This window comes from Acidovorax sp. FG42, from assembly GCF_057809195.1.
The window spans coordinates 80008-91940 of the sequence record NZ_JBMDJM010000021.1 but is presented as its reverse complement, the minus strand read 5'-3'; the positions used below and the strand labels follow the sequence as shown (position 1 = coordinate 91940).

General features: G+C 62.3%; 13 protein-coding genes and 2 tRNA genes. 6 read left to right on the top strand and 9 right to left on the bottom strand.

The window, feature by feature from the left end; all coding sequences use genetic code 11:
* The first annotated feature begins 2 nt into the window (after nucleotides 1-2).
* The 5 genes from ACODSM_RS19590 to ACODSM_RS19570 all read left to right on the top strand — a co-directional run bounded on the left by ACODSM_RS19590 (nucleotide 3) and on the right by ACODSM_RS19570 (nucleotide 5107).
* Nucleotides 3-677, top strand: coding sequence for an HAD family hydrolase (locus ACODSM_RS19590; RefSeq protein ID WP_488806599.1), 675 nt, complete (start codon nucleotides 3-5; stop codon nucleotides 675-677).
* Nucleotides 661-3417 carry an aminopeptidase N gene (gene pepN, locus ACODSM_RS19585; RefSeq protein WP_488806584.1) on the top strand — a complete coding sequence of 919 codons (2757 nt, stop codon included), beginning with the start codon at nucleotides 661-663 and terminating at the stop codon, nucleotides 3415-3417. Before ACODSM_RS19590 ends, pepN begins: the two co-directional genes overlap by 17 nt.
* 23 nt (nucleotides 3418-3440) lie before the next feature.
* Complete coding sequence (locus tag ACODSM_RS19580; RefSeq protein ID WP_063460605.1) at nucleotides 3441-4448, top strand: class 1 fructose-bisphosphatase; 1008 nt, start codon at nucleotides 3441-3443, stop codon at nucleotides 4446-4448.
* 11 nt (nucleotides 4449-4459) lie between these two features.
* Nucleotides 4460-4535 (top strand) — tRNA-Thr (locus ACODSM_RS19575).
* A 389-nt stretch (nucleotides 4536-4924) separates the two neighbouring features.
* The gene (locus ACODSM_RS19570) at nucleotides 4925-5107 is read left to right on the top strand and encodes a hypothetical protein (protein ID WP_309824633.1); all 183 of its coding nucleotides are present in this window, start codon (nucleotides 4925-4927) and stop codon (nucleotides 5105-5107) included.
* Between the two features lie 76 nt (nucleotides 5108-5183).
* Here the strand turns inward: ACODSM_RS19570 and ACODSM_RS19565 are convergent, their stop codons facing one another.
* The 6 genes from ACODSM_RS19565 to pheS form a co-directional block, all read right to left on the bottom strand.
* On the bottom strand, nucleotides 5184-5495 hold the full coding sequence (locus ACODSM_RS19565) for a single-stranded DNA-binding protein (RefSeq protein ID WP_295942217.1): 312 nt from the start codon (nucleotides 5493-5495) through the stop codon (nucleotides 5184-5186).
* Nucleotides 5496-5730: 235 nt separating this feature from the next.
* Nucleotides 5731-5807 (bottom strand) — tRNA-Pro (locus ACODSM_RS19560).
* Nucleotides 5808-5837: 30 nt separating this feature from the next.
* Entirely contained in the window at nucleotides 5838-6272 is a 435-nt protein-coding gene (locus tag ACODSM_RS19555) for a MerR family transcriptional regulator (RefSeq protein WP_343734730.1), read from the bottom strand.
* 97 nt (nucleotides 6273-6369) lie between these two features.
* Nucleotides 6370-6696: an integration host factor subunit alpha gene (locus ACODSM_RS19550; protein WP_110961273.1), complete on the bottom strand. Its 327-nt coding sequence runs from the start codon at nucleotides 6694-6696 to the stop codon at nucleotides 6370-6372.
* A gap of 25 nt (nucleotides 6697-6721) precedes the next feature.
* A complete protein-coding gene (pheT, locus tag ACODSM_RS19545; RefSeq protein ID WP_488806583.1) occupies nucleotides 6722-9169 on the bottom strand; it encodes a phenylalanine--tRNA ligase subunit beta in 2448 nt (815 codons plus the stop codon).
* 71 nt (nucleotides 9170-9240) lie between these two features.
* Nucleotides 9241-10293: a phenylalanine--tRNA ligase subunit alpha gene (gene pheS / locus ACODSM_RS19540; RefSeq protein WP_056063795.1), complete on the bottom strand. Its 1053-nt coding sequence runs from the start codon at nucleotides 10291-10293 to the stop codon at nucleotides 9241-9243.
* Between the two features lie 12 nt (nucleotides 10294-10305).
* Between pheS and ACODSM_RS19535 the strand changes: the two genes are divergently transcribed.
* Entirely contained in the window at nucleotides 10306-10530 is a 225-nt protein-coding gene (locus tag ACODSM_RS19535) for a hypothetical protein (protein WP_488806582.1), read from the top strand.
* On the opposite strand, the gene rplT is transcribed toward ACODSM_RS19535, so the two are convergent.
* The 3 genes from rplT to infC all read right to left on the bottom strand — a co-directional run bounded on the left by rplT (nucleotide 10508) and on the right by infC (nucleotide 11890).
* Entirely contained in the window at nucleotides 10508-10867 is a 360-nt protein-coding gene (rplT, locus tag ACODSM_RS19530; protein WP_005795139.1) for a 50S ribosomal protein L20, read from the bottom strand. The genes ACODSM_RS19535 and rplT overlap by 23 nt on opposite strands.
* 25 nt (nucleotides 10868-10892) lie before the next feature.
* A complete protein-coding gene (gene rpmI / locus ACODSM_RS19525) occupies nucleotides 10893-11096 on the bottom strand; it encodes a 50S ribosomal protein L35 (RefSeq protein WP_005795135.1) in 204 nt (67 codons plus the stop codon).
* A 185-nt stretch (nucleotides 11097-11281) separates the two neighbouring features.
* Entirely contained in the window at nucleotides 11282-11890 is a 609-nt protein-coding gene (gene infC / locus ACODSM_RS19520; protein WP_082753551.1) for a translation initiation factor IF-3, read from the bottom strand.
* Between the last annotated feature and the right edge of the window lie 43 nt (nucleotides 11891-11933).

The following is an 11933-nucleotide window of genomic DNA, read 5'->3' as shown; positions in this document are numbered from 1 at the left end:
GGATGCGCACCGACGCCATCATCTTCGACATGGACGGCACCATGATCGACTCCATGCCCTGGCACGCCCAGGCATGGGTCGAGTTTGCACGCCGCCGGGGCATGGACATCGACGTGCCCGACCTCATGGCGCGCACCACGGGCCGCAATGGCACCGAGTGCATCGTGGAACTGCTGGGCCGCCCTGTGTCGCAGGACGAGGCCGACGCGCTCACGCACGAAAAAGAAACCATCTACCGCGAGCTATTCGCCCCGCGCTTTGCCGAGGTGGCGGGCTTTCGCCAGTTTGCAGCTCAGGTGCGCGCGCGCGGCCTCAAGGTGGCCGTGGGCACGGCCGGCGACATCGGCAACGTGGAATTCGCCCTGGGCCACCTCGGCCTGGAGCCCGCGCCGCAAGCGATCGTGCGCGGCGACGAGGGCCTGCCTGGCAAGCCCCAGCCCGCCATCTTTCTCGAAGCCGCACGCCGCATCGCGGCTGACCCGGCGCATTGCATCGTTTTTGAAGATGCGCCTTTCGGCATCGAGGCCGCCCGCCGCGCGGGCATGCGCGCCGTGGCCATCTGCAGCACCCACACGCCCGAGCAACTGGCCGGGCCCCATGTGCTGGCCGCCGTGCGCGACTACACCGAACTCATGAACACCGACTTTCTGGAGAGCATCCATGTTGCAACTGCATAAAGCCGACGGAAGCGGAGACGGCGCGGCCCCGGCCATCGCCATCCGCCGCGAGGACTACACCGCCCCCGCCTACTGGATCGACAGCGTGGAGCTGACCTTCGACCTGGACCCGGCCAAGACGCGCGTGCTCAACCGCATGACGCTGCGCCGCAACCCCGACGTGGCCGCGCAGCCGCTTAAGCTCGACGGTGACGACCTGAACCTGGCGCGCGTGCTGGTCAACGGCCAGGGCACATCGTTCAAGATGGAAGGCTCCCGCCTGGTGCTGGAGAACCTGCCTGAAGGCTCCGAGCCTTTCGCGCTGGAGATCTTCACCACCTGCTGCCCCGCCAAGAACACGCAGCTCATGGGCCTGTACGTGAGCCAGGGCACCTTCTTCACGCAGTGCGAGGCCGAGGGCTTTCGCCGCATCACCTACTTCCTGGACCGGCCCGATGTGATGGCCAGCTACACCGTCACACTGCGCGCCGACAAGGCCCAGTACCCGGTGCTGCTGAGCAACGGCAATCTGGTGGACAGCGGGGACCTGGAAGACGGCCGCCACTTTGCGAAGTGGGTCGACCCGCACAAGAAGCCCTGCTACCTGTTCGCCCTGGTAGCGGGCAAGCTGGTGGCCCGCGAGCAGAAGATCAAGAGCCGCTCGGGCACCGACCACCTGCTGCAGGTCTACGTGCGTCCGGGCGACCTGGGCAAGACCGAACATGCCATGAACTCGCTGATGTACAGCGTGGCCTGGGACGAAGCCCGCTTCGGCCTGCCGCTGGACCTGGAGCGCTTCATGATCGTCGCCACCAGCGACTTCAACATGGGCGCCATGGAGAACAAGGGCCTGAACATCTTCAACACGAAGTACGTTCTGGCCAGCGAATCCACCGCCACCGACACCGACTTTGCCAACATCGAAAGCGTGGTCGGCCACGAGTACTTCCACAACTGGACCGGCAACCGCGTCACCTGCCGTGACTGGTTCCAGCTGAGCCTGAAGGAAGGCCTCACCGTCTTCCGCGACCAGGAATTCAGCATGGACCTCGCGGGCAGCCCGTCCGCCCGCGCCGTCAAGCGCATCGAGGACGTGCGCGTGCTGCGCACCGCCCAGTTCCCCGAAGACGCGGGCCCCATGGCCCACCCGGTGCGGCCCGACAGCTACGTCGAGATCAACAACTTCTACACCGTCACCATCTACGAAAAGGGTGCCGAGGTCGTGCGCATGCAGCACAACCTGGTGGGCCGCGAGGGCTTTGCCAAGGGCATGAAGCTGTATTTCGAGCGCCACGACGGCCAGGCCGTGACCTGCGACGACTTTGTGCAGGCCATTGCCGATGCCAACCCGGGCAGCCCGCTCACGCAGCACCTTGGGCAATTCAAGCGCTGGTACAGCCAGGCCGGCACGCCCCGCGTGCGCGCCACGGGCCGCTACGACGCCGCCACACGCTGCTATGCACTCACCCTGTCGCAAAGCTGCGCGGCCACGCCAGGCCAAAGCGAGAAGCTGCCCTTCGTCATCCCAGTGGAGCTGGGCCTGATCGACGCCACCACCGGTGCCGCCCTGCCCTTGCACCTTGCGGGCGAAGGCGCTGCAGACGGTGCTACCCACGCCACCTCGCGCGTGGTGGTGCTCACCGAAGCATCGCAGACCCTGACCTTCACCAACTTGGATGCCGAACCCGTGCCCTCGCTGCTGCGCGGCTTCAGCGCGCCCGTGGTGCTGGACATCGACTACACCGATGCGCAGTTGCTCACCCTGCTGGCGCACGACGCCGACGCCTTCAACCGCTGGGAAGCAGGCCAGCGCCTGGCACTGCGAATCGCTATTAATACAATAGCTAACGAGGCATATAAAACTAGCGCTAACGGCCGATTTGACCAAGCCATCCTTTCGGTAGAGTTTGTGGAAGCCATGCGCAGCGTGCTGCGCAACCCGGCCCTGGATGCAGCGTTCAAGGAGCTGGTGCTCACGCTGCCCTCCGAAACCTACATCGCCGAGCAGCTGGACGTGGTGGACCCGCAGCGCATCCACGCGGTGCGCGAAGCCATGCGCGAAGAGCTGGCGCTAGCACTGCAGGGCGACTGGGAAACCGTCTGGGAACAGAACCAGGACACCGGCGGCTACTGCCCCGACCCCGTCTCCTCCGGCCGCCGCGCGCTCAGCGGCCTGGCGCTCCACATGCTGTGCATTGCCGCGCAGAAGACAGGCGATGTGGTGTGGCCTGGCAAGGCCTACCAGCGCTTCAAGGTGGCAGGCAACATGACGGACCGCTTCAACGCCCTGACCGCCCTGGTAGCCAGCGGCAGCGAGCTGGCCGCCCCTGCCCTGGCACGCTTTCACGCCATGTTCAAGGACGAGCCGCTGGTCATCGACAAGTGGTTTGCATTGCAAGCCGGCGCCCCGGACCGTGGCGGCAATGTGTTGCCCGCCGTGCGCCAGCTCATGTCGCACCCGGACTTCAGCCTCAAGAACCCGAACCGCGCACGCAGTGTGATCTTCAGCTACTGCAGTGCCAACCCCGGCGCGTTCCACCGGTCGGACGCAGCGGGCTACGTGTTCTGGAGCGACCGCGTGATCGAGCTGGACGCCATCAACCCACAGGTTGCCGCGCGCCTTGCGCGTGCGCTCGACCGCTGGAAGAAGCTGGCAGACCCGTGGCGCAGCGCTGCCCGCGAGGCCATCGCCCGCGTCGCCGCCAAGCCCGACCTGTCCAACGACGTGCGCGAGGTGGTGACCCGCGCGCTTGCCGAATAAACCACGACCGAGAAGAGACTGACATGGCAAAAAGCATCAGCCTGACCCGCTACCTCGTTGAGCAGCAACGGGTGGACGGACTCATCCCCTCGCAGCTGCGCCTGCTGCTTGAAGTGGTGGCCCGCGCCTGCAAGAGCATCAGCCACGCCGTGAACAAAGGTGCGCTGGGCGGCGTGCTGGGTACGGCCAGCAGCGAAAACGTGCAGGGCGAGATCCAGAAAAAGCTCGACATCATCGCCAACGAGGTGCTGATCGAAGCCAACGAATGGGGCGGTCACCTGGCGGCCATGGCGTCCGAAGAAATGGACGGCATCTACCTGGTGCCCAACCGATACCCACAGGGTGAATACCTGCTGCTGTTCGACCCCCTGGACGGCTCCAGCAACATCGATGTGAACGTGAGCATCGGCACCATCTTCAGCGTGCTGAAGAAGCCCGATGGCGACCGGGGCGTAGAGGAAGGCGACTTCCTCCAGCCCGGCACGCAGCAAGTGGCCGCAGGCTACTGCATCTACGGCCCGCAGACCACGCTGGTGCTCACTGTGGGCGACGGCGTGGCGATGTTCACGCTGGACCGCGAACAAGGCTCCTTCGTGCTGACCGAAGAGAACATCCGCATTCCCGAAGACACCAAGGAATTCGCGATCAACATGAGCAACATGCGCCACTGGGACGAGCCCGTGAAGCGCTACATCGACGAATGCCTGCAGGGCAAGGAAGGCCCGCGCGGCAAGGACTTCAACATGCGCTGGATCGCCAGCATGGTGGCCGACGTGCACCGCATCCTGACCCGTGGCGGTGTCTTCATGTACCCCTGGGACAAGCGCGAACCCAACAAGCCCGGCAAGCTGCGCCTGATGTACGAGGCCAACCCCATGGGCTGGCTGGTCGAACAAGCCGGTGGCGCTGCCACCAACGGCAAGCAACGCATCCTCGACATCCAGCCCACCCAGTTGCACGAGCGTGTCAGCGTGATCCTCGGCTCAAAAAATGAAGTCGAACGCGTGACCAGCTACCATTCCACGCTATAATGCAAGGCTAAGCCGGTGTAGCTCAGTCGGTAGAGCAGCTCATTCGTAATGAGAAGGTCGGGTGTTCGATTCATCTCTCCGGCACCAAATGAAAAGCCCTGATTCGCAAGAGTCAGGGCTTTTTTCTTGGCGGCCTCGAAAGGTCAAGAAATCGACCCACTGCATTGCAGGCTCGCCGACCATAGGATGGCGGCCGACGCCCTCCAAAACGGCCATTTCGGCGGCAAGGCGTCGACCAACAACAAGTACCACCCCACCACGATAGGCACCCGCCTTCGTCAACAATCGTTTCTTGCGCCACGTGCAGAGCGAGGATGGCACCTTGGATGTTTGCAAATGCCAGCAACTGATGCAGACTGTGTGCCTCAGTCGACGCCCAAAGATGACCCATCCATTGGCGGCCGGCTGTGTACGTAACCCACCTCACTCCATCCACCACCACCAGCAGCATCATGAGTGTCGAACGCAGAGGCAGCATGGACCGCCGCAGCGGCAAGGATCGCCGCCAGGAAGAAAAAGGTCCACCCACCAATTTCGAACGGCGGCGAGCCATTGAGGCGCGCCAGCCCGAATTGACCGAACTGCACATGAGCGAGGATGAGCTCAAAGCCTTGGGTTTTGCCCCCAATCCTTCGGGCAATGCCCGAAAGACCGGCTAAGCCTCGAGCCTGCCGCCCGTGCAGGCATTCATCCCGCCCAAAAGTCACCACACTTCGCCGGCGGAGCGCGGCTTCCTTATTGCTCAGCGTCGGAAATCGGCATGCTGATCAGGCGGTGCGCCACCATATCCAGTGCGGGCCTTGCATTGCCCTGCTTGTCTGTCCACACACGGGGATTCAAGCTGCCAGAAAGCGCCACGGAATCACCATCGCGCAATCGATGCAGGGACGCGCACAGATCGTCATCAAAGGCGATGACGTTGACGAACAGCACTTCGCCTTCTGCAGTACTGGCCCTGACCTTCGCCAGGCTGTAAGCCTTGCCCGCCTTGTCCGTGCGGCGCTCCGCCTCACCATATAGCCGTCCGGCTACCAAGCCATCAATCATGAGGTCTCCTTGCCCATCACGGGGCGCTGGGCTGTTATGCCTTAGTAGCCATCCTTCGCCGCCGTCCGGCTGGCATAGCCACCACGGGCTCTTGATTTCGCCGCCTTCAGAACACAGAGGCGCCAGTGTGAATCCGGAGGGCCGACCTTCCAGCGCCAGCGGTGATGCAAAGAAAGCCCGAAGCGACAAAAGCAAAAAAGCCCAGAACCTTTCGGTTCTGGGCTTTTGCTAACAATGGTCGGCGTGGCGGGATTCGAACTCGCGACCCCTTGCACCCCATGCAAGTGCGCTACCAGGCTGCGCTACACGCCGACAAGACTTAGATTATATGCAGAAAAAAGCTCAGTTCAGAGAAAGTAGCGCACGAATTTCAAATAATTCTTGGCGCACTGCGTTGGAGTCCAGAGAAAAGCCTGCAGCAACGATGGAAAGGTCGCGCGTGCTGTCCACCAGCATGCTGGGCAGCTCGGTATCTTGCGCCACGGAAACCTCGTCGCCCCCCCCTCCATCCCGCACCGGATGGGCAAGCTCTTGCAGGCGATTGCGCGCCCCACTGATGGTGAAGCCCTGGTCGTACAGCAGATCACGAATCCGGCGAATCATCAGTACCTCATGGTGCTGGTAGTAGCGGCGGTTGCCGCGCCGCTTCATCGGGCGCAACTGCGTGAACTCCTGCTCCCAGTAGCGCAACACATGCGGCTTGACGCCGCACAGCTCCGCGACCTCACCAATCGTGAAGTATCGCTTGGCGGGAATGGAAGGGAGGGTGGTGCCCATGAGATGCAGGTTCAAACGGGAAAGCTTTCAAGCGTACTGCAGACCAGCCTGCACCGCCAGCCACCAAGAACATCTTGGCAACAAAAACAGCACAAATTCACGCAGCAGCCGCCGTCTGGATCTGCTCCTTGAGCTTGCTGCTGGCGTGGAAGGTCACCACACGGCGCGCCTTGATGGGAATGGCCTCTCCCGTGCGCGGATTGCGTCCGGGACGGGGCGCCTTGGTCCGGATCTGAAAGTTGCCAAAGCCCGAGAGCTTGACGTCCTTGCCCTCGACCAGGCTTTGGGCGATCAGGTCGAAGAAGGCGTCAATCATGTCCTTGGACTCGCGCTTGTTCAGGCCGATCTGATCGAACAACAGATCTGCCAACTGCGCCTTGGTCAGTGCCGGTGTCTCCAGGCTTTCGACTGCAAATTCGATCATGGTTGGTCACTCCCCTTGGACATCGTCACACCCGCAGACGAGCGCCTGTGCGCTGCGTCAGCTGCGTTATCACGGACTGCACTGCGGCGTCGATTTCCGCCTCGGTGAGCGTGGCTTCATCGCGGCCGAGGGTGAGGCGCACAGCCAGGCTTTTTTCACCGGGTGCCAAACCCCCTGCGGGTGCATCTTCGCCAGCACGCAGCGCCTTGGGTCGGTACACGTCGAACAGCACCGCAGAGCGCAACATGCCGCCGGGAACAGCCTGCTCGACCGCGCCCATGATGTCGGCGTGGGTCACACGCTCGGCCACCACCACGGCCAGATCGCGCTCGACCGCTTGGTGTTTAGTCACGGGCTTGAACTGTGGCACCACACGCTGCAACACAGCGTCCAGCTCCAGCTCGAACATCACAGGCGCCTGGGGCAGATCCCACGACTGACGCCATTGCGGATGCAGTTCGCCCACAAAACCAATCGCGCGACCACCGACCAGAACGCGCGCGCAGCGGCCGGGGTGCATGGCTGGGTGGTTGCCGGGTTCGAACGTTGCGCGCAGAGGGGCCAGCAGGGCCTCCACGTCGCCCTTCACATCAAAGAAATCGATGGCCTGCTCCTTACGCCCCCACTGCAGCATGTCGTTCGGGCCGTAGGCCAGACCCGACACGCGCATGGGCTGGTGGAAACCTTCCACCGTGGTGTCGGTATTGCGCACACTGCCCTCCCGCAGGAACACGCGGCCCAGCTCAAAGACACGTACTCGCTCGGCCTTGCGGTCGAGGTTGAACTTCAAAACTTGTAGCAAAGAACCCAATAGAGTCGAGCGCATCACGCTCATCTGGCTGGCAATCGGGTTCAGAAGCTTGATGGGCTGCGGATTGGCAGCCAGCTCGTGCTCCCACCGCTCTTCCACAAAGCTGAAGTTGATCGTTTCCTGATAGCCCAGCGCTGCCAGCGATCGGCGCACCGCAAACGGGCTGCGAGTAGCCTCTAGCGCCAGCTTGGGCGTGATGGGGGCCAAAGGCGGAGTGGTCGGCAGGTTGTTGTAACCCACCATGCGGGCGACCTCTTCGATCAGGTCTTCCTCGATGGTGATGTCGAAACGGAACGATGGGGGCGTGACCGTCAGCGTGCCGTCGCCCTGCACCACCGGCAGGCCCAGGCGCTGCAAGGCGTCTGCACACTGCGCCTGCGTCAGCGGCATACCGATGACCTTGGCGGCACGAGCCACGCGCAGCGTGACAGGCTGCGGCGCAGGCAGGTTCACGGCCTGATCATCCATGGGACCGCAGGCGGTGTCGGGCGTGCCGCAAATGTCGATGACCAGCTGGGTGATGCGCTCGATGTGCTCCACCGTGAGGCTCGGGTCCACGCCACGCTCGAAGCGGTGACCGGCATCCGTCGAAAAGTTGAAGCGGCGCGAGCGGCCCGCCACCGCCTTGGGCCACCAGAAAGCGGCCTCGATGTAGATGTGCCTGGTGTCATCCGACACAGCCGTGGCGTCACCGCCCATGATGCCTGCCAGCGACTCCACCTGGCTGTCATCCGCGATCACCCCCACCTTGTCGTCCACCATGATGGTGTTGCCATTGAGCAGCTTGAGCTGCTCGCCCGGCTTGCCCCAGCGCACATCCAGGCCACCATGGATCTTGTCCAGATCAAAAATGTGCGAAGGGCGGCCCAGTTCGAACATCACGTAGTTGGAGATGTCCACCAGCGGCGACACGCCACGCTGACCGCAACGGGCCAGACGGTCCAGCATCCACTGGGGCGTGGCGGCGCGCGTGTTCACATTGCGCACTATGCGGCCCGAGAAGCGGCCGCACAGATCAGGAGCGCTCACCTTCACCGGCAGCGTGTCCGCCAGCTTGGCAGCCACCGCAGGGAACGCGGGGCTTTGCAGCGGTGCACCCGTCAGTGCAGACACCTCGCGAGCAATGCCATAGACGCTCAGGCAATGCGCCAGATTAGGCGTGAGCTTGAGCGTGAACAGCGTGTCGTCCAGATTCAGGTACGCACGGATGTCCTGACCCACCGGCGCTGCGGCATCCAGCTCCAAGAGGCCGCCGTGGTCTTCCGACAGCTTGAGCTCGCGCGCCGAGCACAACATGCCCTGGCTTTCCACGCCGCGCAGCTTGCCCACCTTGATGAGAAACGGCTTGCCGTCATCACCCGGCGGCAGTTCGGCACCCACCAGGGCGCATGGCACCTTGATGCCCACGCGGGCATTGGGTGCGCCACACACGATGTTCAGCAGGGCGCCCTGCCCCACATCCACCTGGCACACGCGCAGGCGGTCGGCATCAGGGTGCTGGACGGCTTCTTTGATCTCGCCCACAACGATTTTGGTGAACGGTGGGGCCACGGGACGCAGCTCCTCTACTTCGAGGCCCGCCATGGTCAGCGTTTCAGCCAGTTCGGCCGTCGTCAAGGGGGGGTTGCAGAACTCGCGCAACCAGGATTCAGGAAATTGCATAGTCGGACACTCTTGTACGGAAGGTGCGCGGCGCTGGGCTGGCCCTGCGCGCTGCGTGAAGTCGGCGGGCTTTACTGGAACTGCGACAGGAAACGGATGTCGCCGTCAAAGAACAGGCGCAGATCGTTCACGCCGTAGCGCAGCATGGTCAGGCGGTCTGGCCCCATGCCGAACGCAAAGCCAATGTACTTCTCTGGGTCGAGGCCCATGTTGCGCACCACGTTGGGATGCACCTGGCCAGAACCCGCCACCTCCAGCCAACGACCCGCCAGCGGGCCCGTCTGGAACTGGATATCGATCTCGGCGCTGGGCTCCGTGAACGGGAAGAAGCTGGGACGGAAGCGCAACACGAGGTCGTCGCTTTCGAAGAACGTGCGGCAGAAATCCGTGAAGATGACCTTCAGGTCCTTGAAGCTCACGTTCTCGCCGATCCAGAGGCCTTCGCACTGGTGGAACATGGGCGAGTGCGTGGCGTCACTGTCCACACGGTAGGTGCGGCCCGGGGCGATCACGCGGATTTCGGGCATAGCCTGGCCGGCATCCAGCGCGGCGCGGTGCTTCTTCACGTGCTGCACCGCATGGCGGATCTGCATGGGGCTGGTGTGGGTGCGCAGCAGGTTGGGTGCGGTAGCGGTGCCGCCTTCCACGTAGAACGTGTCGTGCATGGAGCGCGCGGGGTGGTCTTCCGGCGTGTTCAATGCAGTGAAATTGAACCAGTCGGTTTCAATCTCGGGGCCTTCGGCCACGTCAAAACCCATGGAACCGAAAATGCCCTGGATACGTTCGAGGGTCAGCGAAACGGGGTGCAGCCCCCCCTGCCCGCGCTGGCGACCTGGCAGGCTCACGTCCAGCGCTTCGGCCTTGAGCTGCAGTTGCAGTTCCGCGTCGGCCAACGCCTGGCGACGCGCAGTGAGCGCCGCTTCGATGGCCTGCTTGGCCACATTGATGGCCGCACCACGGGATTTCTTTTCCTCGACGGACAGCTGAGCCATGCCCTTCATGAGCTCCGTCACGCGACCCGACTTACCCAAAAACTGCGCCTTGGCGTTTTCGAGGTCAGCGGGGGTGGCGCTTTGGGCAAACAGTTGCGTCGCGCTCTCAACCAGGGAATCCAACTCGTTCATAACGACTCTTTCATGACTTACGCAAACAAGGATGCACAAGTGCCATTGGCATATGCCATATGGCATATGGCAAGCGTCTTGCCTCAGCAGCCTGTTTTGCGTAAGTCGTTTTTATCGACCCGTGAAAATGAACAAGGGCTAGTGCCTTTACAAGCCCTAGCCCTTGCTGTTATTGCGCAAGCAGCTATCAAAAAGATAGCCGCTCATCGTGAACTCAAGCAGCCAGCTTGGCCTTGACTTGCTCCACGATGCTGCCAAAGGCAGCCTTGTCGTGCACTGCGAGGTCGGCCAGCATCTTGCGGTCGATCTCGATGGAAGCCTTCTTCAGGCCGTTGGCGAACTGGCTGTAAGTCAGGCCCAGTTCACGGGCAGCGGCGTTGATACGGGCAATCCACAACTGGCGGAACACGCGCTTCTTGGTGCGGCGGTCACGGTAGGCATATTGCCCAGCCTTCATTACCGCCTGTTTGGCGATACGGAAGACATTACCGCGGCGACCACGGAAACCCTTGGCAAGGGCGAGAACTTTCTTGTGACGGGCACGGGCCGTTACACCACGTTTGACGCGAGGCATGTATGTACTCCTTGTTCGTCAGTTATTAAAGGCCAGCGCTGGGCAGCATTTGTGCGATCGAGCCCATGTTGGTCTCATGCACATTCACTGCACCACGCAGGTGGCGCTTGTTCTTGGTGGTCTTCTTGGTCAAGATGTGACGCTTGAAGGCTTGACCGCGCTTGACGGTGCCACCGGGACGAACGCGGAAACGTTTTTTCGCGCTGCTCTTGGTCTTCATTTTGGGCATGTGAATGCTCCTTTTTCATTGTGCTCGTGAGGCGTTTGCAAACCGATCTGCAAACTTGTTGGCCCCGAGCCACTTTTATCGAAAGGCTTTCGCCTTCCGCTCGGCAATGCCCGAAAGCACCGCCTTTCCGAGCACTCCGCCTGTTGAATGGCGCAGTGCTCAAAACTTCATACCGATCCGCAGCTTTATGCCGCCTGGCCCGCCGCTGGTGCAGCGCCTTCAGACGCTGGCTTGGCCGCAGGCTTTTTCTTGCCGGGGGCAATCATCATGATCATCTGGCGGCCTTCCAGCTTGGGAAACTGCTCGATGATGATGCTGTCAGCCAACTCGTCACGAATCCGGTTCAGCAAAGCCAGACCAAGTTCCTGGTGCGTGATTTCGCGACCGCGGAACCGCAGCGTGATCTTGCATTTGTCACCATCCGCCAAAAAGCGGCGGATGTTGCGCATCTTGATGTTGTAGTCGCCGTCGTCCGTACCGGGACGGAACTTAACTTCCTTGATCTCAATGACCGTCTGCTTGGCTTTGGCTTCTGCCGCACGCTTTTGCTCTTGGTACTTGAACTTGCCGTAGTCCATGAGACGGCACACCGGTGGGTTCGCCGTGGCAGCGATTTCCACCAGATCCACGTCCAGCTCACCGGCCATCCGCAAGGCCTCCATGAGACTGACAACACCCAAGGGCTCGTTGTCAGGCCCGGACAGACGAACTTCCGGGGCCATGATTTCACGGTTCAGGCGGTGCTTGCGCTCTTCCCGCTGGCGACGATCACGAAATTCAGTAGCGATGGCTATCTTCCTTGAATCAAAATGCTACAAATAAAGTAGCTACTTCCGC